This window comes from Xanthomonas sp. NCPPB 2586 (genome assembly GCF_041475775.2).
GTDB classification, from domain to species: Bacteria; Pseudomonadota; Gammaproteobacteria; order Xanthomonadales; family Xanthomonadaceae; genus Xanthomonas; species Xanthomonas campestris.
The window spans coordinates 2,586,102-2,611,399 of sequence record NZ_CM192981.1 but is presented as its reverse complement, the minus strand read 5'-3'; the positions used below and the strand labels follow the sequence as shown (position 1 = coordinate 2,611,399).

At 66.2% G+C, this 25,298-nt stretch carries 22 protein-coding genes; 17 read left to right on the top strand and 5 right to left on the bottom strand.

Annotation, left to right across the window (positions count from 1 at the left end; translation table 11 throughout):
- Positions 1-10: 10 nt before the first annotated feature.
- Complete coding sequence (locus tag ACCQ09_RS11190; RefSeq protein ID WP_012438376.1) at positions 11-1,231, top strand: molybdopterin molybdotransferase MoeA; 1,221 nt, start codon at positions 11-13, stop codon at positions 1,229-1,231.
- A 10-nt stretch (positions 1,232-1,241) separates the two neighbouring features.
- Here ACCQ09_RS11190 and moeB read toward each other — a convergent pair whose 3' ends face one another.
- Complete coding sequence (gene moeB, locus ACCQ09_RS11185; protein ID WP_050911885.1) at positions 1,242-2,435, bottom strand: molybdopterin-synthase adenylyltransferase MoeB; 1,194 nt, start codon at positions 2,433-2,435, stop codon at positions 1,242-1,244.
- Between the two features lie 199 nt (positions 2,436-2,634).
- Here moeB and ACCQ09_RS11180 point away from each other — a divergent pair, with 199 nt between their 5' ends.
- Both ACCQ09_RS11180 and ACCQ09_RS11175 read left to right on the top strand, forming a co-directional pair.
- The gene (locus tag ACCQ09_RS11180) at positions 2,635-5,310 is read left to right on the top strand and encodes a TonB-dependent receptor (protein WP_228427920.1); all 2,676 of its coding nucleotides are present in this window, start codon (positions 2,635-2,637) and stop codon (positions 5,308-5,310) included.
- An 80-nt stretch (positions 5,311-5,390) separates the two neighbouring features.
- On the top strand, positions 5,391-5,606 hold the full coding sequence (locus ACCQ09_RS11175; protein ID WP_076036925.1) for a hypothetical protein: 216 nt from the start codon (positions 5,391-5,393) through the stop codon (positions 5,604-5,606).
- Between the two features lie 137 nt (positions 5,607-5,743).
- On the opposite strand, the gene ACCQ09_RS11170 is transcribed toward ACCQ09_RS11175, so the two are convergent.
- Entirely contained in the window at positions 5,744-6,622 is an 879-nt protein-coding gene (locus tag ACCQ09_RS11170) for an SDR family oxidoreductase (RefSeq protein ID WP_011037155.1), read from the bottom strand.
- Positions 6,623-6,831: 209 nt separating this feature from the next.
- Here ACCQ09_RS11170 and ACCQ09_RS11165 point away from each other — a divergent pair, with 209 nt between their 5' ends.
- The 4 genes from ACCQ09_RS11165 to ACCQ09_RS11150 all read left to right on the top strand — a co-directional run bounded on the left by ACCQ09_RS11165 (position 6,832) and on the right by ACCQ09_RS11150 (position 10,597).
- Entirely contained in the window at positions 6,832-8,190 is a 1,359-nt protein-coding gene (locus ACCQ09_RS11165) for a cytochrome P450 (protein WP_016945295.1), read from the top strand.
- Between the two features lie 113 nt (positions 8,191-8,303).
- A complete protein-coding gene (locus ACCQ09_RS11160) occupies positions 8,304-8,882 on the top strand; it encodes a DUF4142 domain-containing protein (RefSeq protein WP_029628964.1) in 579 nt (192 codons plus the stop codon).
- Between the two features lie 3 nt (positions 8,883-8,885).
- Positions 8,886-9,431 carry an SRPBCC family protein gene (locus ACCQ09_RS11155; protein ID WP_040941314.1) on the top strand — a complete coding sequence of 182 codons (546 nt, stop codon included), beginning with the start codon at positions 8,886-8,888 and terminating at the stop codon, positions 9,429-9,431.
- Positions 9,428-10,597, top strand: a complete 1,170-nt coding sequence (locus ACCQ09_RS11150; protein WP_011037159.1) for a zinc-dependent alcohol dehydrogenase — start codon at positions 9,428-9,430, stop codon at positions 10,595-10,597. The genes ACCQ09_RS11155 and ACCQ09_RS11150 overlap by 4 nt, the downstream gene beginning before the upstream one ends.
- A gap of 61 nt (positions 10,598-10,658) precedes the next feature.
- Here the strand turns inward: ACCQ09_RS11150 and ACCQ09_RS11145 are convergent, their stop codons facing one another.
- Complete coding sequence (locus ACCQ09_RS11145) at positions 10,659-11,429, bottom strand: OBAP family protein (RefSeq protein WP_029628963.1); 771 nt, start codon at positions 11,427-11,429, stop codon at positions 10,659-10,661.
- Between the two features lie 143 nt (positions 11,430-11,572).
- Here ACCQ09_RS11145 and xth point away from each other — a divergent pair, with 143 nt between their 5' ends.
- On the top strand, positions 11,573-12,643 hold the full coding sequence (gene xth / locus ACCQ09_RS11140) for an exodeoxyribonuclease III (protein WP_029217222.1): 1,071 nt from the start codon (positions 11,573-11,575) through the stop codon (positions 12,641-12,643).
- On the opposite strand, the gene ACCQ09_RS11135 is transcribed toward xth, so the two are convergent.
- Positions 12,640-12,915 carry a hypothetical protein gene (locus ACCQ09_RS11135; RefSeq protein ID WP_011037162.1) on the bottom strand — a complete coding sequence of 92 codons (276 nt, stop codon included), beginning with the start codon at positions 12,913-12,915 and terminating at the stop codon, positions 12,640-12,642. The two genes, xth and ACCQ09_RS11135, sit on opposite strands and share 4 nt — an antisense overlap.
- A 172-nt stretch (positions 12,916-13,087) precedes the next feature.
- Between ACCQ09_RS11135 and ACCQ09_RS11130 the strand changes: the two genes are divergently transcribed.
- From ACCQ09_RS11130 to ACCQ09_RS11120, 3 genes are read left to right on the top strand one after another with little or no spacing between them, the layout of a single operon-like run.
- On the top strand, positions 13,088-14,338 hold the full coding sequence (locus ACCQ09_RS11130; protein WP_040941312.1) for a molybdopterin molybdotransferase MoeA: 1,251 nt from the start codon (positions 13,088-13,090) through the stop codon (positions 14,336-14,338).
- A gap of 46 nt (positions 14,339-14,384) precedes the next feature.
- On the top strand, positions 14,385-14,963 hold the full coding sequence (locus ACCQ09_RS11125; RefSeq protein WP_040941311.1) for a molybdenum cofactor guanylyltransferase: 579 nt from the start codon (positions 14,385-14,387) through the stop codon (positions 14,961-14,963).
- Complete coding sequence (locus ACCQ09_RS11120; RefSeq protein WP_011269778.1) at positions 14,947-15,309, top strand: hypothetical protein; 363 nt, start codon at positions 14,947-14,949, stop codon at positions 15,307-15,309. Before ACCQ09_RS11125 ends, ACCQ09_RS11120 begins: the two co-directional genes overlap by 17 nt.
- A gap of 24 nt (positions 15,310-15,333) precedes the next feature.
- On the opposite strand, the gene ACCQ09_RS11115 is transcribed toward ACCQ09_RS11120, so the two are convergent.
- Positions 15,334-16,332, bottom strand: coding sequence for an NAD(P)-dependent oxidoreductase (locus ACCQ09_RS11115; protein ID WP_011037166.1), 999 nt, complete (start codon positions 16,330-16,332; stop codon positions 15,334-15,336).
- Between the two features lie 84 nt (positions 16,333-16,416).
- Here ACCQ09_RS11115 and ACCQ09_RS11110 point away from each other — a divergent pair, with 84 nt between their 5' ends.
- The 6 genes from ACCQ09_RS11110 to ACCQ09_RS11085 all read left to right on the top strand — a co-directional run bounded on the left by ACCQ09_RS11110 (position 16,417) and on the right by ACCQ09_RS11085 (position 25,240).
- Positions 16,417-16,989 carry an ANTAR domain-containing response regulator gene (locus ACCQ09_RS11110; protein WP_011037167.1) on the top strand — a complete coding sequence of 191 codons (573 nt, stop codon included), beginning with the start codon at positions 16,417-16,419 and terminating at the stop codon, positions 16,987-16,989.
- Positions 16,990-16,993: 4 nt separating this feature from the next.
- Positions 16,994-18,064: a CmpA/NrtA family ABC transporter substrate-binding protein gene (locus tag ACCQ09_RS11105; RefSeq protein WP_040941310.1), complete on the top strand. Its 1,071-nt coding sequence runs from the start codon at positions 16,994-16,996 to the stop codon at positions 18,062-18,064.
- 373 nt (positions 18,065-18,437) lie between these two features.
- Positions 18,438-19,607 (top strand): nitrate/nitrite transporter, encoded by a 1,170-nt coding sequence (locus ACCQ09_RS11100; RefSeq protein ID WP_029217223.1) that lies wholly within the window; start codon positions 18,438-18,440, stop codon positions 19,605-19,607.
- A gap of 58 nt (positions 19,608-19,665) precedes the next feature.
- Positions 19,666-22,083: a nitrite reductase large subunit NirB gene (nirB, locus tag ACCQ09_RS11095; RefSeq protein WP_230433788.1), complete on the top strand. Its 2,418-nt coding sequence runs from the start codon at positions 19,666-19,668 to the stop codon at positions 22,081-22,083.
- Positions 22,080-22,445 carry a nitrite reductase small subunit NirD gene (gene nirD / locus ACCQ09_RS11090; protein WP_014507752.1) on the top strand — a complete coding sequence of 122 codons (366 nt, stop codon included), beginning with the start codon at positions 22,080-22,082 and terminating at the stop codon, positions 22,443-22,445. Before nirB ends, nirD begins: the two co-directional genes overlap by 4 nt.
- Positions 22,446-22,501: 56 nt before the next feature.
- Entirely contained in the window at positions 22,502-25,240 is a 2,739-nt protein-coding gene (locus tag ACCQ09_RS11085; RefSeq protein WP_012438392.1) for a nitrate reductase, read from the top strand.
- Positions 25,241-25,298: the final 58 nt, after the last annotated feature.

The following is a 25,298-nucleotide window of genomic DNA, read 5'->3' as shown; positions in this document are numbered from 1 at the left end:
CCTGCGCGCCATGACCGACTATCCCTCCCGCATTCCTTACGCACGGGCACTGGAGATTCTCCGCGCCGTGGCGGCCAACAACCGCCTGCCCGACGAAAACATCGCCACCTCGCGTGCCGACGGCAGGATCTCCGCCGCCGACCTGATCGCGCCACTGTCGCTGCCGCCGTTCGCCAATAGCTCAATGGACGGCTTTGCCGTGCGTCACGCCGATACGCTGGGCGAGGACGTGCGCCTGCAGCTGGTGGGCGAGCAGTTTGCCGGCGACTCCTGGAGCGGCACGCTGACTGCCGGACACTGCCTGCGCATCACCACCGGCGCGCCGTTGCCGGCCGGTGCCGACACCGTGGTGCCGAAGGAAGACGCCGACGAGCAGGCAGGTCTGGTGCACCTGCGCACGCACCCGACACTGGGGGCGGCGGTGCGGCTGGCGGGCAGCGACGTGCGCGCGGGCGATCTGGTGATCCAGCCCGGCCAGGTCCTTACCCCGGCGCGGATTGGCCTTGCCGCTGCGCTGGGCGTGTCGCGGCTTGCGGTGGCGCCGCGCCCGACCATTGCGGTGCTGGCGACCGGTGACGAGCTGGTGGAGCCGGGCATGCCGCTGGGGCCGGGGCAGATCTACAACAGCAACCGCGACATGTTGATGGCGCAGCTGCGGGCACTGGGCTATGCGCCGACCGCGTGGCCAACCTTGCCGGACGATCCGCAGCGCATCCGCACCATGCTGGAAGATGCGGCGGCGGCCTTCGATGTGGTGATCACCTGTGGCGGCGTGTCGGCTGGCGAAAAGGACTATCTGCCTCGCCTGATCCAGGAATTGGGGCAGATCCATTTCTGGCGCGTGCGTATGCGCCCGGGGATGCCGGCGGTGTTGGGGCAGATCGGCCGCTGCCTGGTGTTGGGCCTGCCGGGCAACCCGGTGTCGGTGCTGGCGACGTTGATCGCCTACGGCGTGCCGCTGCTGGATGCCCTGCAGAGCCGCAGCGAGCCGCGGCCGGTGTGGCATGCGGCCTTGTCGGCGCCCTGGGACAAGCGCCACGAACGCCTGGAGTTTCTGCGCGGCCGGCTGGACTGTGGCGCCGATGGCCGCCTGGTCGCAACGCCCCACCGTGGCGACGCCTCGCATCTGCTGCGCGGCGCGGCCGACAGCAACGTATTGATCGTGCTGCCGGAGCCGGCGCGTCACTACGAAGCGGGCGAGGTGGTGCGGGTGATTCCTTACGCGCTTTAACCGCCGTGCGTCAGGCTGGCGTGCCGCAGAAGGTGGCGTAGTCGGCATAGCCGGGAAATGCCGTGCCTGGTGCGCACACCGGGCACTGCGGATCGGGCGGCAGGCGGATCTCGCGAAAGCGCATGGCCAATGCGTCGAAGCTGAGCAGGCGCCCGGCCAGGCTGTCGCCGAGCCCGAGCAAGAGCTTGATCGCCTCGGTCGCCTGCAACAGGCCGATCACGCCGGGCAGCACACCGAGCACACCGGCCTCGGCGCAACTGGGTGCGAACTCCGGCGGCGGCGGTTCGGGAAACAGGCAGCGGTAGCACGGCAGCTGCCCGCGGTGGCGTCCGGCATCGAACACGCTCAACTGCCCTTCGAACTGTTGCACCGCGCCATACACCAACGGCTTGCCGAGCTTCACGCAGGCGTCGTTGAGCAAATAGCGCGCCGCGAAATTGTCGGCGCCATCCACCACCACATCGACGTCCTGCAGCAGGGCCTCGATGTTGCTGGCGGTCACGCGCGTCTGGATGGCGTCGACCTGCACCCGCGGATTCAACGCGGCGATGCGCTGCGCGGCCGACACCACCTTGGCCATCCCGACGCTGTCTTCGGTATGCAGGATCTGGCGCTGCAGATTGCTGCGATCCACCACATCGTCATCGGCCATGCGCAGGTGCCCGACGCCAGCGGCGGCAAGATAAAACGCGGCCGGCGAACCGAGCCCACCGGCACCGATCAGCAGAACACGCGCGCGCGCCAGGCGCTGCTGCCCGTCGATGCCCACCTGCGGCAGGCGCAGATGCCGTGAGTAGCGTTCCAGGAAATCCGTTTCGTCTGACGGCAGCGTCGGCCGTACCAGCGGCAGCCCGTCGCGCGACCAGGCAGTGGTGCCGCCGAGGACCGACAGCGCGTGCGGATAGCCTTGCTCGCGCAGCTGCGCGGCGGTCTGTGCGGAGCGTTTGCCGCTCTGGCAGATCAGCAGGATGTCGCGATCGCGGTCGGGCAGATGCTGCGCCGGTGCCTGCTCCAGATCGGCCTGTGCGATGGCAAGCGCGCCTTCGGCCTGGCCGCTGACGCGTTCGTGCGGCTGGCGGATATCGATCAGCAAGGCGCCGCGCAAGGCGCGGGCACGGGCTCGGGCAGGAGAGAGGTCGTGGCTCATGCGGCCATTGTCGCGCAAAGCCTCCGTCCGATGACGCACCTGTGTGTTGCGCAGCATGCGAGTGGCCGGCATGAAGAGCGCGTGCGGATCACGCTGGATGTGCATGTGCCGATCACATGGCTTAGGCCGGTACGTGGCTGTAATCCAGCGCTTACCGGTGTGGCGCCAGTTGCGCGCTCGCGCCTGGTTCGTCCACCCATCGCCGAACGCAGCACGTGCAGTGCGCCATACCTGCAGCCGGCTTCAGTAGAATGTCATGCCCCCACTTATCTGCGGATTGCCTGTGCATTGCAGACGCGCAATACGCCACCCGTTGGCGTTGTCGATCGCGCTGCTGCTCAGCGCAGGCGTGCACGCGCAGGAGGCCGCACCTCCCGGCACTGCCGCTGCGCAGCCAGCCACCGCGCAGCCAACCTCCACGCTGGATGCGGTGCAGGTGCGCGGCGTGCGCAGCAGCGTGGAAAGCGCCATTTCCACCAAGCAGGCGCACAAGGAGATCAGCAATTCGATCGTGGCCGAGGACATCGGCAAGCTGCCCGACAATAGTGTTGCGGCGGCTCTGCAGCGGGTGACCGGTGTGCAGGTGGCGCGTGCCGGCGGCGAAGTGGGCCAGGTGCTGGTGCGTGGCCTGCCGAACGTCATCACCACGCTGGACGGGCGCAATGTCTTCACCACGGTGGGGCGCGACATGGAGTTGGCGGATGTGCCGGCGGAGTTGTTGCGCAGCGTGGATGTGTACAAGACCACCGGTGCGCAATTCCAGGAAGGCGGCATCGCCGGTGTGGTGGATGTACATCTGCGGCGGCCTTTCGATTTCGACGACGACAGCACGATTGCCGGCAGCGTCAGCGCATTGCGCGGCGACCAGGCGGAAAAGACCGTGCCCAATGGCAGCCTCACCATGAGCCAGCGCTGGGAGACCGGGGTGGGGCGCATGGGCGTGATGGGCAGTGTGGCCTACCAGCGTCGCCCGTATCAGGAGTCCAACACGCTCTACGGTACCTATGACCTCAAGCCGAATCCGCTGGAGCCAGCGCAGCAGCTCTACGTGCCATACAGCGCCGGTGGGTTGATGGCGCGTGGCGACCGCAAGCGCAAGTCGGCCAATCTCTCGTTTCAGTGGGCGCCGAGCGACAACAGCGAAATCTACGTCGACACCTTGTACATCGGTTACGACAACCGGCCACAGGTAAATTACTGGCTGCCATTCCCGGGGCTGGCGAACGCGGAAAATACCGAATCGGTGAGCGTGCGCCCCGGCAGCACTGTGCTCGATGGCCTGGTGGCGCGCGATCTGCAGACGCTGTCCAGCACGCAGGCACACAAGAACGCGTCGGACACCTACCAGGCCGCGCTGGGTGGGCGCTGGAGCGGGGAGCGCGTGAAGCTGAGCACCGAGCTTGCGTACACCTATAGCAATGCGAAGAATCGTGCATTCACGCTGGACATGGACACGCGTGCGCCGCTGCTGCACATGCGATCGGGCGGTGGCGCGGCCGATACCTGGATCACCCAACGCGATGGCAGCCCGTATGACATCACTGCACCGGGCAACTGGGTCTTGCGCCAGTACTACGACAGCTGGAACCGGCAGCGCGGCGAAGAATGGGCCTGGCGCGGTGATGCCACCTTCGAGCTGGATGCCGGGCCGTTGACCTCGCTGGAGGTGGGCGCGCGCGCCAGCCGGCGCACCGCGACCAATCATTCCGGCGACACCGGTGCGCGCGACAACATCACCGGCGCGCCGATCCTGCTGAGCGACGTGCCCGGGCTGGCATCGGTGACCCCGGGCAATATGCTCGACGGCGCACGCGCGTTCACCAGCGACCGCTGGGCCTCGGCCAACCAGGACGTGCTGCTGCAGCAAAGCGCACGCCTGCGGACACTGATGGGGCAATCGCCGGAGGCGCCGCTGGAAAATCCGGCGTTGTTCTTTGATGACCGCGAAGACAACTACGCGGTCTACGCGCAGCTGAACTATGGTTTCTCGCTGGGGCCGGTGCCGGTGGATGGGCGGATCGGTGCACGCGCGACGCGGCTGGATTCCAGCCTGGAGGGCAGTCAGTCGTTGGACGGTGTGCTGAGCCTGGTGAGCATCGATCGCCGCATCGACAAGGTGTTGCCCAACTACAGCGCCAATTTCACCTTGCACGAGAACCTGATCTTGCGCCTTGCCGGCAGCACCACCATTACGCGCCCGGAGTTTGCCGACCTCAACCCGCAGCTGGCGTTGTATCAGTCGACCGAATCGCTGCCCGCGCGTGGCAATGGCGGCAACCCGCAGCTGCGCCCGGTGGAGTCGCGCAATGCCGACCTGTCGCTGGAATGGTACTTCCGCCCGGGATCGCTGCTGTCGTTGGCGGGCTTCCATCGGGACATCGAGGGCTATATCCAGAACTACGCCGCCGATGAGGTGATCGACGGCATCACCTATTCGATCAGCCGCCCGCGTAACACCGGGCAGGGCAGTTTGAAGGGCGTGGAGGTGGGCTATACGCAGTTCTATGACTTCTTGCCGGGCTGGTTGTCGGGCTTCGGAACCCAGCTCAATTACACCTATATTTCGGCCGAAGCCGACTCACCCGAGGGCATCAGCCAGCCGCTGACCAATGTCTCCAAGAACGCCTACAACGCGATCCTGATGTACGAATATGCGCGCTTCTCCGCGCGCGTGGCCTACAACTGGCGTGGCGATTATGCGGTGAGCTTCAACAGTTCCGGTGACCAACCCGAGCAGATCAACCAGGGGCGCGAAAAGTGGCTGGATGTAGCGTTCAACTATGAGCTCAGCGAGCGCCTGACGGTGTTTGCCGAGGCGACCAACCTGCTGGGTACCACCACCGACAATTACTTTGGCCAACGTGGTGCGTTTCCGCGCGAAGTCGCATCGCCCGAGCGCACGTATTCGCTAGGCCTGCGCTTCCGCCTGTGACGCGCGCTCGACCGCGTGGCCGGTACGTTGGCGCCAAGCTCACCCGCTGCTGGGTAGCGTGGACGCGTAAAGGAGACCCCATGACCCCTGATATCGACGCACAACTGAAAACACTGGCCGACGAACTCCCCGAGCTGCGGCGGCAGCATCCCGATGACTTCTGGGATGTGTTCCATGCACGCGCAGAGGCCATTACCGCTGCGGTGCAGAGCAAGGAGGATGCCGCGCAGGTGACCAAGCGCATCGACGACATGCTTGCGGCCAACCAACTTGGGCCGGCGGATCCTGGTGCTTAGCACCGATGGTGTAACGCGCATTCTTGACGCAGATGCGTGATGGATACAGATCGCCGCTCTTGCGGCGATCTGTATTTGCAGCGAGAGATGTGGCAGAAATCGGTCAAGCGACGGTGCTCGCATGACCGGCGCCAGGCTTATTCGCCGTTGATGCGTCCACTTTCGCCCGCGCGGTACAACGTGCCTGCGGGATCGACGGCAGCGCGATCCTGTTGTTGGGTCTTGGACCGCATGGCGGAGAGTGCATCCGCCACGCGCGGCATCAGCCGGGTCACGGTGATATTTGCATTGGCCATCGCGCCCACCTTGACGTCGCGGCCGCCGTGTTCGGCCGCATGCAGGATGGCGTTGGCAACGCGCATCGGTTCGATCAGCGGCGGCGGCAGTTGCGGTTCTGCTTGCATGTAGTTGCGCGCATGCTGCGGATAAGGCGTGTCCACCGCGGTGGGTTGAATCAGCACCACCGACACCGGCTGTTTGGCCAGGCCTTCGATCTCGATGCGCAGGCTGTCGGTGAAGCCTTTCACCGCATGCTTGGATGCCGAATACATGCCTTGCCAGGGGACCACGGCCTCCGAGGCTTCGCTGCCGATGTTGATCAATGCGCCGCCGCTTGCGGCCAGGTGCGGGAGCGCGATGCGCGAGCCATAGACCACGCCCCAGAAATTGATATCGAACATGCGCCGGCTGTCGTGATCGTCTACGTCCTGTAACAGGCCGAAGATCGCCACGCCGGCATTGTTGACCCAGGTGTCGATGCGGCCGAAGCGTGCGATTGCCGTGTCTGCGGCGTGTTGCAGCTGCGCCGGTTCGGTGACGTCGGCGACCACGGCGATGGCCTGGTGGCCCTGTGTGGTGAGCAGGTCGGCCACTTCCTGCAGCACACCGGCACTGCGCGCGACCAGGACGACACTGGCGCCTGCTTCGGCGGCGGCCAGCGCGGTGCACAGGCCGATGCCGCTGGAGGCACCGGTGATGACAATGACCTGCTGGTGGAGAGGGCGATGCTTGGCCATGGCGTAGCTCCGTGGAAAGTCCTAGACGCTAGGCACGCGTTGCTCATTACGCAGTGAAGCCAGTCTCGAGCATCTTCACGTGCGTCGCGCGCAGCGGCAGGTGTGAAGTCTGCGCATGCGCCGGGGGCGCATGTGGAGTGCGATTCACGTGCTGCTGCGTGCACCGAGCTCAGCGTGCCAGGCATCACCGCAACAAGAGCAGACAGGCAATGACGATGCACGCGTCTACCACCGACCATGTTGGGCACGCAGCGCAGCGTCTGCGCGATGACGCTGCGGACGCGACAGCGGAGACCCAAGGACGGATTGCACAGGCACCGCAGCGCGATGTGCTCCCGGCCTTGCTGCGAGACGGCTATGCCTTTGTGTCCAGACACTGCGACGCGCTGGGCAGCGATGCGTTTCAGGCACGTCTGGCGCTGCAACAAGTGGTGTTCGCGCGCGGGCCGGATGCGCTCGCCACCTTCTATCACCCAGGCCGCTTCACCCGCGTTGGCGCGATGCCGCCGACCACGCTGCGCTTGTTGCAGGGACGCGGCAGCGTGCAGCAGCTCGATGGCGATGCGCACCTGCAGCGTAAGCGCCTGTTCCTGTCGGTGCTGACACCTGCCGAAACCTCGCGGCTGGTGGCGTGCTTCGAGGAGGAGTGGAGCCGGCAGGCAGACACCTGGGCGCGTAGCGCACACATCATCCTGCAGCAGGAAGCCGAACACGTGCTCTGCCGCGCCGCGTGCCGATGGGCGGGGCTGCCTCTGCGCGCGCAACAGAGCAGGCCACTTGCACGCGACCTGGGTGCGATGATCGATGGCGCGGGGGCGTTCGGGCCACGTTGGGTGCGCGGATGGCGCGGCCGTCGCCGTGTGGAGCGTTGGGTGGCACGTGCGGTTCGCAATGTGCGGCGTGCCGGGACAGCGCCCGAGGCCAGCATCGCAGCCACAGTCGCCTGGCACCGCGATGCGGACGGCGTGCTGTTGAGCGTGCACACTGCGGTAACCGAGCTGATCAACCTGTTGCGCCCGATCGTGGCCGTGGCGCGCTGGATCAGCTTCTGCGCGCTTGCCCTGCATGAGCATCCGCCGCTGCGCTCGCGCCTGCGCGCCGGTGAGCCCGGTCTGTTGCAGAACACTGTGCAGGAAGTGCGCCGCTTCTATCCTTTTTTCCCGCTGATTGGAGGGCGGGTGCGCATGCCGTTTGTCTGGCGAGACCGGCATTTCAAGCAGGGGGACTGGATGATGGTGGATCTGTATGGCACCAATCATCATCCTGCGGTCTGGCGCGATCCCGAGCGTTTCGATCCCTCGCGCTTCGAGCACTGGAAAGGCAGCCGCTACGACTTCGTGGCGCAGGGCGGCGGCAGTGTCGAACGCGACCATCGCTGCCCCGGGGAAAACCCGAGCATCGCACTGCTGATGTCTGCGCTCAGCCTGCTGGCATCCAGCGATTACACGTTACCGCCGCAGGATCTGCGCTACCCATTGAATCGTTTTCCAACGCTGCCGCGCAGCGGCGTGGTGCTACGCGATTTTATTCCGCCGGTGTCGGTAGGCGGCGTTGTCCAGAGTGCGTGAGGGGGTGTTGCGCCGCAACAGCCTTTCTTCGCCATGTCTCGACATGCGCTCGACGAGCGAGTCACGCCGCGCGGGCCAGCATCCTTGCACCACATCCCTTTGGAGAACTGCCCATGAAAACTGCATCCCCACTCCTGGCCGGCCTGGCATTGTCGCTTGGACTTGCGATGAGCGCGCAGGCACAGACCGCTACCCAGCCCGGCAGTAACACGGCACCTAAAAGTGCAGCCACCGCCGCGCCCAGCGAAGACGAGCAGGAAGCACTAGGGATGCTCAGCGCGATCAATACCAGTGAGATCAACGCGGCCAATCTGGCGCTGCAGAAGCAGGCCACCGGCGGGGTGCGTGATTACGCCACGCGCATGATCAAGGAGCACACCGAGAACAATCAGAAGATCGCCAAGTGGTCGCCGGATACCTCTGCGATGGGTGCCAAGCTGCAGATGACCAAGGGCAAGGCAGAGCTGAGCAAACTGCAAAAGCTCGAGGGCGACCAATTCCAGGTCGCCTACATCAAGGCGATGGTCAAGGACCACACCGACGCACTGGAAGCACTGGATAAGAAACTGATCCCGGCAGCGCAAAACCCGCAGGTGGCCGAGCACCTGAAGACCACGCGCCATCACGTGGCCGACCATCTCGCCGCCGCCAAGGCCCTGCAAACCACCACCAAGAATGCCGGGGTGCAGTAAGCCATGAGCCTGACCCCGACCAACCCGGTGGCCGCCGATGCGCAGGGCACACACATCGTGCGGAGCATGACCATCCGCGCCGAGCCGCATCAGATCCTGGACGCGTGGTGCGATGCCACGGTGCAGCAGCGCTTGCTCGAGGGCGCCGCCGTGTTGGTCGATGGGGACGGCCACGCGTCCGAATGGGAATTGCGCGCGCCGCTGCAGCAGCAACTACGCGTGCAGCTACGTCGCGCCGAGGCGCGGTTGGGGGAATCGGTGCGCTACATCGCCGAGGGCGAGCATGGCCTGCAAGTCGACGTCCTGCTGCAGGTGCGGCCCGCACGTGGGCGTGATGCCAGCGAGGTCACCGCCACGCTGCATTACGCGGTGGAGGGCGTGATCGCGCAGCTGTTTACCAAGCTGGTGAACCCAGCGCCCTACGTGCTGCTGGGCAAGACATTGCGGCGGCTGCGCGCATGGCTGGAGGCAGGGGAGATTCCGACCCTGGCGCACACGCCCGCGGCACGTGGCGACAAACATTCCCAGCCAACAGGAGAACAGCTGTGAGAGCACTGTGCTGGAACGGCGTCAACGACCTGCGTGTGGAAACGGTGCCCGACCCGGTGCTGGTCAATCCACGCGATGTCATCCTGAAAGTGGGCTTGAGCACCACCTGCGGTTCGGATCTGCATTTCATCGACGGCTATCTGCCCACCATGCGCGAGGGCGATGTCATCGGCCATGAGTTCATGGGCACGGTGGTGGAAGTGGGGCCGGCAGTGAAGAACGTGCGGGTGGGGCAACGCGTGGTAGTGCCCTCGTTTATTTCGTGCGGCGGCTGCTGGCATTGCGAGCGCAAGGAATATTCCCTGTGCGACAACACCAACCCGCACTGGGAAATGCAGGAGTCGCTGCTGGGTCACCCCACCGCCGGTATTTACGGCTATACGCACGCCTTCGGCGGCTACGCCGGTTCGCATGCCACCTATATCCGGGTGCCGCATGCCGACGTTGGCTGCTTCGAAGTGCCGGACGAGGTGTCCGATGAGGACGCCTTATTTTTGTCCGATGCCGGGCCGACCGGCTTCATGGGTGCGGACTTCTGCAACATCCAGCCGGGCGATACGGTGGCGGTCTGGGGCTGTGGCGGCGTCGGCCTGATGGCGCAGCAGAGTGCACGCATTCTCGGGGCAGAGCGGGTGATTGCGATCGATCGCCTGCCCGAGCGCCTGGCCATGGCGCGCGATGTGCTGGGTGTGGAGGTCATCGACTATTCGACTGTCGACAGCGTGGTGGATGTGCTGCGCGAAATGACCGGCGGGCGCGGGCCAGACGCCTGCATCGATGCAGTGGGCATGGAGGCCCATGGCACCGGCATGGGGCATGCCTATGACCGCGTGAAGCAGGCGCTGCATCTGCATACCGACCGCGGCCAGGCGTTGCGCGAGGCGATCCTGGCCTGCCGCAAGGGCGGCATCCTGTCCGTGCTGGGCGTGTATGGGCTGATGGATAAATTCCCGCTCGGCGCGGTCATGAACAAGGGGCTGACCATGCGCACCGCGCAACAGCATGGGCAGTTGTATGTGCCCAGATTGCTGGACCTGGCCCGCGCAGGCCGGCTCAAATCGAGCTTCCTGATGACCCACAAGATGCCGCTGGAAGAGGCCGCACGCGGCTATGAGATGTTCAAGCACAAGCACGAAGGCTGCGTGCGCGCGGCGTTTGTTCCGTAAGTTGGTCAGTGATTGATGGCATTCCGTTGCCCCGCTGCAACTGCAGGCGGGGCACTCGTGTTTACTGCGCAGTTGCCTCGGCATCCACCACGCCCGGGATCGGCGTCGCTTCCGGGAAGTGGCGGTGCAGGGCATCCACGCCATGCTGCGGTTTCGCCAGCTCGGTGAGGTCCTTGCGATCGGCGCGGCGCTCGGCTGTGGAAATGGTCACCGCCTTGTCGCGCTGCTCGATCAAGGGCTGCTGGATCTCGCCATCGCGACTGAATGACCACGCCAGCATCGGTTCGCCCAGCGGCAGCGTGTCGCCTGGCGCGGTGCCCTTGCGCGAATGCCAGGTGTGCCAGGTCTTGCCGTAGCTGTTCATCTTGCTGCGCATCAGTTCCTTTTCGGCAACCAGCGGCAGATTGGGTGCGGAGAGCTGGCCGGACAGGATCTCGCCGTTGTGCGGATGCCAGAACGCGCGTTCCTGCGCGGGCAGTTGCGCAAACAGGCTTTCGGAGATGATGTACTCGATGCCGGTGAGATTGGCCTCGGCCGTATTGCCATCGTAGAGCGCGCACTGCGCCAGATCCTGGTTGACCTGCTGGCAGTAGTGATGCGCTTCCATCTGTTGCTCCGGCGCATCCTTCATTGGATGAAAGCCAACCAGGTAGATATCGAGTTTGCCCACCGGTCCATTGGATTGCAGGACCTTGGCGCCGGCTTCGAGGACATTGGTCTTGGTGGTTTCTTCCGCGCCCGGCGGTGTAACCGGTGGTGGAATGCGCGAGCACGCGGCGCAAAACGCCAGCGGCAGCAACAAGAGGGACGGTCGCATGCGGTCTCCTTCGATACAGGGGTTGCCAAGGCTAAGGATGCGAGGGGTTCGCTGCGCGTGAGTGCGCACCGGTGCACACGCGCAGCTTCACCTCGCTTGAGCATCGAGTTAATGCGTTAGACGCGATGCTCTTGATCCACGCCAGCGGCCGCTCGCCCATGCCCACCACTCAACGTACGATTGCGACCTACAACGTCAATGGCATCGCCAGCCGCCTGCCGCACCTGCTGCAATGGCTGCAACGCGAGCAGCCGGATATCGTGGGGCTGCAGGAATTGAAATCCACGCAGGAGGCATTTCCGGAACAGGCGATCCGCGATGCGGGCTACGGGGTGATCTGGCAGGGCCAGCGGTCCTGGAACGGCGTGGCACTGCTGGCACGTGGCGCGGAGCCGGTAGAGATCCGGCGCGGCCTGCCGTGGGATCCGGCGGACACGCAGAGCCGCTATCTGGAGGCCGCCATCCACGGGGTGATCGTGGGTTGCCTGTACCTACCGAATGGCAACCCGCAACCCGGGCCGAAGTTCGACTACAAATTGAAGTGGTTCCAGCGCCTGCTCCGGCATGCGGCCACGCTGGTGGCGCTGCCACATCCGGTTGCGTTGATCGGCGACTTCAATGTGGTGCCCACCGATGCGCACATCTATGACCCCAAGGGCTGGCGCAAGGACGCATTGCTGCAGCCGGAGAGCCGCGCCGCGTACGCGCAGTTGCTGGCGCAGGGCTGGACCGACAGCCTGCAGGCCATCCACGGCGATGCACCGGTCTACACGTTCTGGGATTACTTTCGTCAGCACTTCGCGCGTGACCGCGGGCTGCGCATCGATCATCTCTTGCTCAACCGCACGTTGGCGGCGGGGCTACGCGATGCGGGGGTGGACAAGTGGGTGCGTGCGCTGGAGAAGGCCAGCGATCATGCGCCGACCTGGATCACGGTGGATGTGCCAGATACCGATGCAGTGCCAGCAGCTGCGGCCGGGCCTGCACGCAAGCGCACCAAGGTGAAGGAGGCTGCGGCAAATGCGGGCGAGAAGAAGCCGTCTGCGACGAAGAAGGCCGTAAAGAACGCAGCGAAGACCACTGCGGTCGCCAAGACAGCTGCAAGGAAGTCTGCCACCAAGAAACCAGTAGCCAAAAAGGCATCGGCAAACACCGCATCAGCCGCAGCTGCAGCCAAGAAGGCAACGCCCGCCACGACACGCAAGGCTAGCAAACGTCCCAAGGCTTAAGCGCGATCACCTAGTCGCTTCAACTTGATCCGCTGCAACACATAGCCGGTGATGCCGGTCGCCAGGATCAGTGCATTGCTCACGATGAACACCGCATTGCCCACCAGCGCGCTGTAGAGAATAAACAGCAGCGAGGCGGTGATCTGCCCGATGAAGAGCCAGCGCGATACGCCCTGGTTCTGGTCCGATCGCCATTGTTTGTAGATCTGGCGGATGAGGGTGGCAATGAGGACAGCGCTGGCGAGCCAGCCGACGAGATCGACAAATTGCATGCGCGAAGCGAGTGAGGGGACGCGGCAACTGTGCCGGCGTGGATGTGGGCGGGGCGTTCGAGCAGGGTCAAGCACACGTGGCGTTGCGCGGCGCCCCATGGCCACGCGGTACCCGGCATGCGAGCGGCCGGGTATCCTAGCCAGGTCATCCATCGATCGGCCTTTCCTGCTCATGATCAGCTACGCCGAGGCCCTTGCGATTGTGCAGCAGCAGGTGGCACCGCTTGCGGGCGAATGGGTGAGCAGTACAGAGGCCGAAGGCCGCATCCTGGCGCAGCACGTGTCGAGCCCGGATGCGTTGCCGCCATTCGACAACAGCGCGATGGACGGCGTGGCGCTGGCCACTGCCGGCAACGGTGCGCGCGCCGGCAGCGACTATGTGATTGCCGGGACAGTCGCTGCCGGCGAAGTGCCTGCGACCGCTGACGGTGCTGCGTGGGAAATCATGACCGGTGCCGCGTTGCCGGCGGGCGCCGATGCCGTGGTGCCGATCGAGCAACTCGAGATCCTGGCACAACATGCCGATCGCCCCAGCCTGATCCGCCTGCGTGCCGACGTGCGTGCGGGGCAGCACATCCGGCGCCGCGGCGAGGACGTGGCGGTCCACGACCGCGTGATCGAAGCCGGCACGCTGTTGCGTGGCGCGCATGCGATGGTGCTGGCCGCGCTGGGCTGCGCGCGCGTGCCAGTGATGCGCCAGCCGTGCGTGGCGCTGATCGCCACCGGACGCGAGCTGGTGGCCGACCCGGAGCAGCGCTTGTTGCCCGGGCAGATTCGCGATGGCACCAGCCACTATCTGCTCAGCCAGTTGCGTGCGGCCGGTGCGCGGGTGGTGTGGCAGGCCCAGGTGGGCGACGACGCAGTGGCCTTCGATGCGGCGCTGGCACAGGCGCGCCAGGCGGGCGCGGATGTGATCCTGAGCACCGGCGCGGTGTCGCGTGGGCGCTACGACTTTGTTCCCGATGCGCTGGCCCGCCACAACGCACAATGTCTGTTCCACAAGGTCGCGGTGCGGCCGGGCAAGCCGGTGCTGCTGGCACGCCTGCCGGATGGGGTGCTGTATGTGGGCTTGCCGGGTAACCCAATGGCGAGCGCGGCAGGGCTACGCTTTTTTGTCGAGCCTGCGTTGCGAGGCTTGCTTGGCATGCCGCACGAACACGGCCTGCCAGTTGCCTTGCACGCACCGCTGCCGGCGCGGCCGGTATGGCGCCAGCATCTGCGTGCGCAGCTGACTTGCTCGACCGCGGGCGTGCTCAGCGTGCACGTGTTGCCGCAGCAGGAATCCTTTCGCGTGGCGCCGTTGCTGCAGGCCAATGTCTGGGCAGTGGTGGAGCCGCAGCCGGACGGTGCTGCACCCAGCACGGTGGCGCAGGTGTACGGCCTGGGCCATCTGCAACCGGCTGCGCCGGTATTCGTGCCATGAAGGTCTTTGAGCAATCTGCGCAATGGCCTGCAACAGGCACGCCTGCATGACAACGACACCCGCAGTCCTCGCATGGACCGGTGTGGTGCTGGCGGGCGGGCGTTCCTCGCGCATGGGCCAGGACAAGGCGCTGTTGCCGTGGCATGGCCGCCCCTTGCTTGCGCAGATGCAGGCGTTGCTGCTGCAAGCCGGCGGGCAGCAGGTGCTGGTCAGCGGCAACTACCCGCAGTTTGCCGGCATTGCCGATGCCCGGGCCGACCTCGGGCCGCTGGGCGGCCTGGCCAGCGTGATCGACCGCGTTGCCGATGGCACCACCTTGCTGGTGGTGCCGGTCGACATGCCGTTGCTGTCTAGTGCACTGCTGGCACGCCTGTTGGCACCGCCGGATGCACGCTGCGCCACCTTCGAAGACGAGATGCTGCCGATGCGCGTGCAGGTGGACGCACAGCTCCGCGCTGTCCTGGCGCAGTTGCTGGAGGCGCCGGCAGCGTCACGTTCGCTGCGCGCCTTGCAGCAATCACTGCAGTGCCATCGCGTGGCCGTCACCGCCACAGAACGTGCCGCGTTCGTCAATTGCAATACGCCCGCGCAGTGGACTCAGCTCATCCATGAAAATCCAGATTGAAGGTCAGCACCTGCGGTTCCGTATCGACGAGGCCGAACTGGCCGCGTTGCTGGATGGGCGCAGCATCGACAACCTGAGCCGGCTGCCAAGCGGGCAGGGCGCGCGATTGGTGCGCCATAGCGTCAGCCTCACCGGCGGGCACGCCAGCTGCAATTGCGCCACCGACCACTGGCAGCTGTCGCTCCCGCGCGATGCGCTGGAAGAGCATGCGCGGCGCTTGCCCAGCCGCGATGGGCTGACCTTCACCTTCGATGCGGGCGCCGGGCATGCCGAACACATGACCTTGCAGGTGACCTTCGATGTGGACGTGCGCGACAGTGCGCGCAAGCGCTTGCCCAAGAGCTGACGCGGTAACACCGCTGCCGCGGACTCAGTCGCCGCTTGGCGGCTCCGCAGCCACGCCCGGCACCTGATCGCAGGCCAGCCCCTGCACGCGCAGCGCATCGGCGATGCGCTGCGCGTGTGCCGCCTCGAACCCCGCACCGCCGCGCAGCGCGACCACATGCAGGCCGTCGCCGGCCAGCTGGAGCAACAGGGCTTGCTGCTCGGCTACGTCGGCTGGCAATACGCGGCGTGATGCATCGCGCCGTGCCAGTTCCACCACCGCCTCCGGCACGTCGTGCGCCACCAGCAATACATCGGCCAGGTTCATCGCGCGCAGTGCCTTGAGCGTGAGCAGGCCGGGATCGCCCGGGCCGGTGCCGACCAATTGCACGCTGCCACGCGCGGGAACCGCGTCGGCATCCTCCAGCGCCTGGCGAAAGGCCGCATCGGCGGCGGCGGTGTCGCCGCCTTGCAGGAGCAGCGGCACCGGCCCGTCGATCACGCGATCGAACCAGCGGCGGCGGCGATTCATGTCAGGGAACTGGCTGCGAATGCGCTCGCGGTAGTGCGCGAACAAGCCGGCGAAGGTGCCGACGGAGGCATCGAGCTCACGTTCCAGCCGCTCACGCAGCCGTCGTGCCAGCATCGGTGCAGCGCCTGCGGAGGAGATCGCAATCACCAACGGGTCGCGGTCGACGATGGCCGGCACTTGATACGTGGACAGCTCCGCATCGTCGACCACGTTGACCAGCCGCTGGCGTGCACCCGCGGCGGCGGCCACTTGCTGGTTCAACGCAGTGTCGTCGGTGGCGGCCACCACCAGCCACACGTCATCGATCCACGCGGCGTCGAAACTGCCGCGCAGCTGTTCAAAACGCCCGGCCTGCATCAACACCTCCAGTTCCGGCGACAGCGCGTGCGCGTACAGCCGGATATGGGCGCCGGCCTTGAGCAGGGCCAGTACCTTGCGGGTGGCGACCTCGCCACCGCCGATCACCAGCACTGCGCGTGCCTGCAGGTTTGCGAACAACGGGAACAACGGCATCAGGCTGGCTCCGGGAAAAGATGGCTCGCACCGGCAGCATGTTGCATGGCACCATCGGGCCACGTCCACGCCTCGCCGCCGCCAATGCGTGTTTTGCTGGTCAACGATACCGAAAAGCCCATTGGCGAACTGCGCCAGGCCTTGTCGCGCGCCGGGTATACGGTGCTCGACGATGTGGCATCGGTCAGCGCCTTGCTGCACGCAGTGCAGAGCCAGCAGCCGGATGTGGTGGTGATCGATGTGGATTCGCCCTCGCGCGACACGCTGGAACAGTTGTCGATGCTGCATGCGCATGCACCGCGGCCGGTGGTGATGTTTTCCGGCGATGGTGACGATGCGTTGATCCATGCCGCCGTCGGCGCGGGTGTTACCGCCTACGTGGTGGATGGGCTGGCGCCGGCGCGGCTGGCGCCGATCGTGCAGGTGGCGCTGGCCCGGTTCGCGCACGAAAACAGCATGCGCAAACGTCTGGACGAAGTGCAGCAGGCCTTGCAGGACCGCAAGCAGATCGACCGCGCCAAGGGCTTGCTGATGGAAAAACGCGGACTGAGCGAAGCCGATGCGTACGCCGCGCTGCGCCAGCAGGCGATGAAGCAGGGCGTCAAGCTGGCGGAGGTGGCGCGCCGCATCGTCGCCATGGCCGATCTGTTGGGATGACTACATGAGCCAAGCCGAACTTCCCGTGCTGCGCGTGGCCTATATGCCGCTGATCGACTGCGCGCCGCTGGTGGCGGCCAGCCGGCTGGGGTTGGACCACGCGTACGGCCTGCAGCTGCAGTTGCACCGGCAGGCGTCGTGGGCCGGCGTGCGCGACCGCCTGCTGGCCGGCGAAGTGGACGCTGCCCACACGCTGGCCAGCCTGGTGTATGCGATCGACCTGGGCGTTGGTGGCCCGCAATGCCCGATGGCATTGTTGATGACGCTCAACCACAACGGCCAGGCGATCACCCTGGCGCCGGCGCTGGCACAGGGCGTGGCGGCGGGGCAACCGTTGCCGCAGGTGTTGGCTGAAGCGGGCCGCCGGGTGGTGTTCGCGCAGACCTTTCCCACCGGCACGCACGCGCTGTGGCTGTACTACTGGTTGGCTGCCTGCGGCGTGGACCCGATGCGCGATGTGGATATAGTGAGCATCCCGCCACCGCAGATGCCCGAGGCGCTGGCCAGCGGGTTGGTGGACGGCTACTGCTCCGGCGAGCCGTGGGCCGCCGTGGCCGAAGCGCAGGGCAGCGGGCAGCGGGTGATCCGCAGCGGCGAGCTCTGGCCCGAGCATCCAGAAAAAGTGCTGGCGTGCCGGCGCGAGTTCGCCGCGCTGCAGCCGGAACTGAGCGAACGCCTGACCGCCTGCGTGCTGGAAGCGTGCCGCTGGCTGGATGCGGCGCCCGCCAATCGTGCGCAGTGCGCACAGTGGCTGGCCGATCCTGACTACATCGGCGTGCCGGCCGCACATCTGGCCGCATGCCTGGATGCCGACGCGGCCACGGTGTCGGTGGACCCCAGTGCGCTGGCCTTCCATCGCGGTGGCGCGGTGAACATGCCGTGGCTGTCGGATGGCGAGTGGTTCCTGGAACAATTCCAGCGTTGGGGCTGGCACACGCTGCAAGCGGCCGACCTCGCGCGCCTGCACGACATCCATCGTTTGGACAACTACCGCCGCGCGGCACAGCGTGCCGGCGTCACCGCGCCCGACGCGGACAGGCGCATCAACCGCCTGTTCGATACGCCGGCCGCCTGAGCGCGCAGCGGGGCCGCGACGCACACAGTTGGTGCATCGCCGCACGAAAGCCGGGCATTGGCTCCGCAGTGGCTCGTGGTCCCGCTGGCATGGCGTGTACTGCGAGGCCGCTGAAATACCTACTTTTCAAGTACTTGCACGCGGTGATTGCGAAGTGAAAAAGTTGGCACGGTGATTGCGTAGCACCACGTGTGGGTGCAACGGCGCACTCGCCACAACACGAACACGATGCAGCGGGTCAACGGCGATCCGCGCGCATCCAGGACAACGGCGTCCTTCCGGTTTACCGGAGGGGCGCCGTTTTTTTTTGGCCATCGCATTCGGAGATGCCTCTATGCAGCGTTCGTTCTGGCGATCTGGGCACACGCCCACCTTGTTCGCATCCTTCCTGTATTTCGACCTGAGTTTCATGGTGTGGTATCTGCTCGGTCCGCTGCAGGTGCCGATCGCGCAAGCGCTGGGATTGGACACGCAGCAGCGCGCCTTGATGGTGGCGGTGCCCATCCTGTGCGGCGCGGTGTTGCGCCTGGTGTTGGGCATGCTGGCCGACCGTATCGGCGCCAAGCGCGCCGGCGTGGTGGCGCAGTTGGCGGTGATCGCCTCGTTGTTTGGTGCCTGGCAACTCGGCGTGCACAGCATGGGCCAGGTGCTGCTGCTGGGCGTGCTGCTCGGCATTGCCGGCGCCTCGTTTGCAGTGGCGCTGCCGCTGGCATCGCGCTGGTACCCGCCGGAACACCAGGGCACGGCGATGGGCATTGCCGGTGCCGGCAACTCCGGCACGGTGCTGGCGGCCTTGTTCGCGCCGATGCTGGCGCTGGCATTCGGCTACCAGAACGTGTTCGGGCTGGCGTGCATTCCACTGGTGCTGACGCTGCTCGTGTTTGTGTTGATTGCCCGCGAAGCGCCCATACCGGTTGCGCGCAAGCGCTGGGCCGATTACGGCCGCGTGCTGGTTGGCAATCGCGACGCATGGCGCTTCATGTTTTTTTACTCAGTGACCTTTGGCGGCTTCTCCGGATTTGCTAGCGCGTTGCCGGGTTACTTCCACGACCAGTTCGGTTTCGATGCGCGCACCGCGGGCTGGGCCACGGCCGCCTGCGTGCTGGCCGGCTCGGTGATGCGCCCGCTCGGCGGTGTCATCGCCGACCGCGTTGGCGGCACGCGCGCCTTGCTGGCGGTGTACTTGCTGGTCGCCACATTGGTGGGCATCGCCGGCTTCGGCGCAGGTGGGGCCACGATCACCTTGGGGCTGTTCGTGCTCACGCTGCTGTGTCTGGGCGCTGGCAATGGAGCGGTGTTCCAGCTGGTGCCGCAGCGCTTCGGCCAGGACATCGGGGTGATGACCGGCCTGATCGGCATGGCTGGCGGCATCGGCGGTTTTGCATTGGCCGCGGGGCTGGGCGTGCTCAAGCAGCACACCGGCAGCTATGCCATCGGCATGTGGTTGTTCGCGGCGTTCGCCCTGGGTGGCTGGGCGCTGCTGGCCGGCGTCAAGACCCAATGGCGCAGCGAATGGTCCACCGCCGGCGCGGCGCGCGTCTGACATGTCGACAGGAATCCAGGCAATGAAGCAACCCAGACTCGTCGTCATCGGCAACGGCATGGCCGGCATCCGCACCGTGGAGGAACTGCTCAAGCTGATGCCGGGCATGTACCACATCACCGTGTTCGGGGCCGAGCCGCATCCCAACTACAACCGCATCCTGCTCTCGCCGGTGCTGGCCGGCGAACAGGAGTTCGACGACATCGTGCTCAACCCGCTGCAGTGGTACCGCGACAACGGCATCCATTTGCACTTGAACAAGGAAGTCACCCGCATCGACCGCGTGCGTCGCCGCGTGATCGCCGCCGATGGCACCGAGGCGGAATACGACCGCCTGCTGATCGCCACCGGCTCGGTGCCGTTCGTGCTGCCGATTCCCGGCAACGACCTGAAAGGGGTCATCGGCTACCGCGATATCCAGGACACGCGCACCATGATCGACACCGCGCGCACCCGCCAACACGCGGTGGTGATCGGTGGCGGCCTGCTGGGCCTGGAAGCGGCCAATGGGCTGAAAGTGCGCGGCATGGAGGTCACCGTGGTGCATCTGGCCGGTTGGTTGCTGGAACGCCAGCTCGACCCGGTGGCCGGCAACCTGCTGCAACAGGCCTTGCGCGCGCGCGGTCTGGAGTTCCGCTTGAACACCGCCACCAGCGCGCTGCTCGGCAACGCGCAGGGCGAGGTGATCGGGGTGCGGTTTGCCGATGGCAGCGAGATCCCGGCCGACCTGGTGGTGATGGCCGCCGGCATCCGCCCGAACACGCGGCTGGCCGAAGAAGCCGGCATCCATTGTTCGCGTGGCATCGTGGTCAACGACAGCCTGCAAAGCTTCGACCCGCGCGTGTATGCGGTGGGCGAGTGCGCCAACCATCGCGGCATTGCGTACGGACTGGTGGCGCCGTTGTTCGAGCAGGCCAAGGTGTGCGCGAACCATCTGGCGCAGTTCGGCATCGGCATCTATCGCGGCTCGGTGGCGTCGACCAAGCTCAAGGTCACCGGCATCGACCTGTTTTCTGCGGGCGATTTCATGGGCGGCGATGGCTGCGAGGAGATCGTGCTGTCGGATCCGGCCGGCGGCGTCTACAAGAAACTGGTGATCCGCGACGACGTGCTGGTGGGGGCATGCCTGTATGGCGACACCAGCGATGGTGGCTGGTACTTCAAGTTGCTCAAGGACGGCACGCCGATCCAGGCGCAGCGCGACCAGTTGATCTTCGGTGAAAGCGCACTGGGCGATTCGGGCACCGGCGGCCAGGACCGCGCCAGCGCCATGTCCGACAGCGACGAAGTCTGCGGTTGCAATGGCGTGTGCAAGGGCACCATCGTCAAGGCGATCAGCGAGCAGGGCCTGTTCACCGTGGACGAGGTGAAGAAGCACACCAAGGCGGCGAGTTCGTGTGGCTCGTGCACCGGGCTGGTGGAGCAGATCCTGATGAACTGCCTGGGCTCCAACTTTCAGGAAACCCCGAAAACCAAGGCCGTTTGCGCCTGCACCGACCTGAGCCATGGCGAGGTGCGGCGCGCCATTCGCGAACACAAATTGCTGACCCACGCGCAGGCCTATGCCTTCATGGAATGGCGCACGCCCAACGGCTGTGCCACCTGCCGGCCGGCGTTCAACTACTACATGTTGTCGACCTGGCCGCATGAAGCCATCGACGACCCGCAGTCGCGTTTCATCAACGAACGTGCGCACGCCAACATCCAGAAAGACGGCACGTTCTCGGTGATTCCGCAGATGAAGGGCGGGGTGACCAATGCCAGCGAACTGCGCAGGATCGCCGATGTCGCCGACAAATACGCGGTGCCGATGGTCAAGGTGACCGGCGGCCAGCGCATCGATCTGCTCGGAGTCAAGAAGGAAGACCTGGTGGATGTATGGCGCGACCTTGGCATGCAGTCCGGGCATGCGTACGGCAAGTCGATCCGCACCGTGAAGACCTGCGTGGGCAGCGAGTTCTGCCGCTTCGGCACGCAGAACAGCACGCAGATGGGCATCGATCTGGAAACCATGCTCGCCAACATGTGGAGCCCGCACAAGGTGAAGCTGGCGGTGTCTGGTTGCCCGCGCAATTGCGCCGAATCCGGCATCAAGGACGTGGGCATCATCGCGGTGGATTCGGGCTGGGAACTGCATGTTGGCGGTAACGGCGGCATCAAGACCGAGGTGGCGCGTTTTCTGGTCAAGGTGACTACCGCCGAAGAAGTGCGCGAATACACCGGCGCGTTCCTGCAGCTCTACCGCGAACAGGCCTATTACCTGGATCGCACCGTGCACTACATCGCGCGCGTGGGGCTGGACTACATCCGCGCGCAGGTGGTGGACGACGCCGCCAACCGGCGCGCGCTCTACGAGCGCCTGCTGTATTCGCTCGAAGGCCTGGTCGACCCGTGGAAGGCCCGCATCGCCGGCGAACGCCGCCAGGAATACCAACCGCTGCGCATTGCCGCGCCAGCCGCCACGGTGGAGGAATGAGCATGGCCGAGAACGCCTGGGTGCGTGTATGTGCGCTGCAGGACCTGCCCGAACTGGGTGCGCGCGTGCTCGACGTGGAGGGCCTGCCGCCGATTGCGATCTTCCGCACCGCCAGCGATCAGGTATTTGCCTTGCGCGACCGCTGCCCGCACAAGGGCGGGCCGTTGTCGCAAGGCATCGTTGCCGGAGAGACGGTGACGTGCCCGCTGCATGGTTGGGCGATTGCCTTGCAGAGCGGCCAGGCCTGCGCACCGGATGTGGGTTGCGCACCGCGCTATCCGGTGAAGGTGGAGGCCGGTGCGGTGTGGATCGTGCTGCAGCCGGTACTGCAGGCCGACGCCGTTGCCGAGCCGGCCGCATGAGCGATGGCCTGCTGACGGCGCTCGGTGGTGAGGCGCAGCCGCTCGCGTCCTCGCCGATGCATCGCACCACGCGCTCCACCTGCTGCTACTGCGGGGTTGGCTGCGGCGTGTTGATCCACAGCACGCACGATGACGCCGGCGAGCGCATCGTCGGCATCGAAGGTGACCCGCTGCATCCGGCCAATCACGGGCGCCTGTGCAGCAAGGGCCTGGCATTGCCGCAGACCGCGGCCAGCCAGCAGGGCCGCCTGCTGGCGCCGGAGTTGCGACGCCACCGCGACGCACCGCGCACGGCGGTGAGCTGGGACCAGGCCTTGAGTCACGTCACCGGTAAACTGGCTGCAATCATCGACCAGCACGGCCCGGATGCAGTGGCGTTCTATGTCTCCGGGCAGTTGCTCACCGAGGACTATTACGTCTTCAACAAGCTCGCCAAGGGGCTGTTGGGCACCAACAACATCGACACCAACTCGCGGCTGTGCATGTCCAGCGCGGTCACCGGCTACAAGCTCGCCCTCGGTGCCGATGGCCCGCCCACCTGCTATGAGGATCTGGAGCTGGCGCAGACGGTGCTGTTTGCCGGCAGCAACATGGCCTACGCGCATCCGGTGCTGTTCCGCAGGCTGGAAGACGCGCGCGCGCGCAACCCCGAGATTCGCTGGATTGTGATCGATCCCCGTCGTACCGACACCGCGGCCATGGCCGACCTCCACCTGGCCATCGAACCCGGCACTGACGTCGCATTGTTCAACGGCATGCTGCATCACCTGATCTGGGAGGGTCTGGTAGATGCGCGTTTCGTTGCGGCGCAGACCGAAGACTTCGATGCCCTCAAGCACATGCTGCGCGAATACACACCGCGCATGAGCGCCGAGATCTGCGGAATCTCGCACGAGGACCTGGTGCAGGCGGCCGAGTGGTTCGGGCGCAGCCCGGCCGCGTTGTCGCTGTATTGCATGGGCTTGAACCAGTCGGCGCATGGCACCGACAAGAACCTGGCGCTGATCAACCTGCACCTGGCCACCGGCCAGATCGGCAAGCCGGGCGCGGGGCCGTTTTCGTTGACCGGTCAGCCCAATGCGATGGGCGGGCGCGAAGTGGGCGGCATGGCAACGATGCTGGCCGCGCACCGCGAGATCGGCAATGCGCAGGAGCGCGCGGAAGTGGAGCGCGCGTGGGGCGTGCCGGCCGGGCGCATCAGCGCCACGCCGGGCGCACCGGCGGTGCAATTGTTCGAGCGCCTGCGCGCAGGCACGCTCAAGGCGGTGTGGATCGTGTGCACCAACCCCGTGCATTCGATGCCTGACATCGATGGCGTGCGCGCGGCGCTGGAGCAGGCCGACCTGGTGATCGTGCAGGACGCGTTCTCCGGCACCGACACCGTGCCTTACGCCGACGTGCTGCTGCCGGCCGCCAGCTGGGGCGAGAAGGACGGCACCGTGACCAACTCCGAGCGCTGCATCACCCGCGTGCGCAAGGCAGTGGAACCGCCCGGCCAGGCGCGCGCGGACTGGTGGATCGCGCGCGAAGTGGCACGCCGGCTGGAAGCGCGCCTGGCCCCGCAGAAGGGCGCCGGCCTGTTCGCGTTCGACACGCCGGCGCAGATCTTCGATGAGCACCGCGCGTTGACGGTAGGGCGCGACCTGGATATCGGCGGCCTGGATCATGCCGTGCTGGATGCACGCGGGCCGCAGCAGTGGCCATTCCCGGCGGGTGCCACGCAAGGCCAAGCGCGACGCTACACCGATGGCGTGTTTGCAACCCCCAACGGACGTGCACGCTTCCATGCCACGCCGTACCGCAAGGTTGCCGAGCCCACCTCGGCACGCTTTCCGATGCGCTTGCTGACCGGCCGCTTGCGCGATCAGTGGCATGGCATGTCACGCAGTGGTCGCGTGCCCGGTGCGTTTGCGCATAGCCCCGAACCGGCATTGCGCATGCATCCGGACGATGCCGTGCGCCGTGGCCTGCAAGCGGGCGAACTGGTGCGTGTGGCCAGCAAGCGCGGCGCGCTGGTGCTGCCGTTGGAACTGTCCGACGAGCTGCGTTCGGGCACGGTGTTTGCAGCCATGCACTGGAGCGCGCAGACGCTGGCCAGCGGCGGCATCAACGAAGTCAGCACGCCGGTCGTGGACACACGCTCGCAGCAGCCCGAGCTCAAGCACGCTGCAGTGCGCGTGGAAAAGGCCGCGTTCGGTTGGCATCTGCTGGCGGCACGTCGCGGCGATGCGCTGGCCCTGCAGCAAGCCTTGCAGCCGTTGCTGCGCGATTGCGGCTATGCCGGCCTGCGCCTGCATGCCGAGCCGGGCGGCGATGCCGGCGGGCAGTGGGCAGTGTTGCATGCGGCCTGCGAGCGTGCTCCGTCAGCGGAGTGGATCGATCGTTTGGTGGCCGCGTTGCAGTTACCGGCCGGTGCCGACGTGCTCGAATACCGCGACCTGCGCCGCGGGCTGATGCGCCGTGTGGGCTGGCGGCTGCAGGACGGGCACAGCCATATCGATGGCGTGCTGCTCACTGCGGCGCAATCCAGCGCGGCCAATCAGTCGCTGCTGGATACCGCCTTGCGCGGGCAGCCGTGGTGCGGCGCGCGCCTGGCCGTGTTTGCGCAGACCCAGGGTGCGCCGGCCGACCCGATTGTGTGTACCTGCATGCACGTCTCCAGCGCCGCGATTCATGCCGTCATCGACGACGGCGCCGACCTGGCGCAGCTCAAGCAACGGCTGGGCTGCGGCACGGTGTGTGGCTCCTGCGTTCCACAACTCACCCGGCTGTGCCGGCCGTCCCAGCGTGCCTGAGCGCGCGTTCCCCTCCTGCCTTGCGAGACCGCTGCCATGATCAACTCGTCCTCCCGCT

Bases quoted from the DNA above. Each gene is read 5' to 3' on its own strand.
- ACCQ09_RS11190 (WP_012438376.1), top strand. From the start codon at position 11: ATGACCGACTATCCCTCCCGCATTCCTTACGCACGGGCACTGGAGATT.
- moeB (WP_050911885.1), bottom strand. From the start codon at position 2,435: ATGCTGCGCAACACACAGGTGCGTCATCGGACGGAGGCTTTGCGCGAC.
- ACCQ09_RS11180 (WP_228427920.1), top strand. From the start codon at position 2,635: ATGCCCCCACTTATCTGCGGATTGCCTGTGCATTGCAGACGCGCAATA.
- ACCQ09_RS11175 (WP_076036925.1), top strand. From the start codon at position 5,391: ATGACCCCTGATATCGACGCACAACTGAAAACACTGGCCGACGAACTC.
- ACCQ09_RS11170 (WP_011037155.1), bottom strand. From the start codon at position 6,622: ATGGCCAAGCATCGCCCTCTCCACCAGCAGGTCATTGTCATCACCGGT.
- ACCQ09_RS11165 (WP_016945295.1), top strand. From the start codon at position 6,832: ATGACGATGCACGCGTCTACCACCGACCATGTTGGGCACGCAGCGCAG.
- ACCQ09_RS11160 (WP_029628964.1), top strand. From the start codon at position 8,304: ATGAAAACTGCATCCCCACTCCTGGCCGGCCTGGCATTGTCGCTTGGA.
- ACCQ09_RS11155 (WP_040941314.1), top strand. From the start codon at position 8,886: ATGAGCCTGACCCCGACCAACCCGGTGGCCGCCGATGCGCAGGGCACA.
- xth (WP_029217222.1), top strand. From the start codon at position 11,573: ATGCCCACCACTCAACGTACGATTGCGACCTACAACGTCAATGGCATC.
- ACCQ09_RS11135 (WP_011037162.1), bottom strand. From the start codon at position 12,915: ATGCAATTTGTCGATCTCGTCGGCTGGCTCGCCAGCGCTGTCCTCATT.
- ACCQ09_RS11130 (WP_040941312.1), top strand. From the start codon at position 13,088: ATGATCAGCTACGCCGAGGCCCTTGCGATTGTGCAGCAGCAGGTGGCA.
- ACCQ09_RS11125 (WP_040941311.1), top strand. From the start codon at position 14,385: ATGACAACGACACCCGCAGTCCTCGCATGGACCGGTGTGGTGCTGGCG.
- ACCQ09_RS11120 (WP_011269778.1), top strand. From the start codon at position 14,947: ATGAAAATCCAGATTGAAGGTCAGCACCTGCGGTTCCGTATCGACGAG.
- ACCQ09_RS11115 (WP_011037166.1), bottom strand. From the start codon at position 16,332: ATGCCGTTGTTCCCGTTGTTCGCAAACCTGCAGGCACGCGCAGTGCTG.
- ACCQ09_RS11110 (WP_011037167.1), top strand. From the start codon at position 16,417: ATGCGTGTTTTGCTGGTCAACGATACCGAAAAGCCCATTGGCGAACTG.
- ACCQ09_RS11105 (WP_040941310.1), top strand. From the start codon at position 16,994: ATGAGCCAAGCCGAACTTCCCGTGCTGCGCGTGGCCTATATGCCGCTG.
- nirB (WP_230433788.1), top strand. From the start codon at position 19,666: ATGGCCGGCATCCGCACCGTGGAGGAACTGCTCAAGCTGATGCCGGGC.
- nirD (WP_014507752.1), top strand. From the start codon at position 22,080: ATGAGCATGGCCGAGAACGCCTGGGTGCGTGTATGTGCGCTGCAGGAC.
- ACCQ09_RS11085 (WP_012438392.1), top strand. From the start codon at position 22,502: ATGCATCGCACCACGCGCTCCACCTGCTGCTACTGCGGGGTTGGCTGC.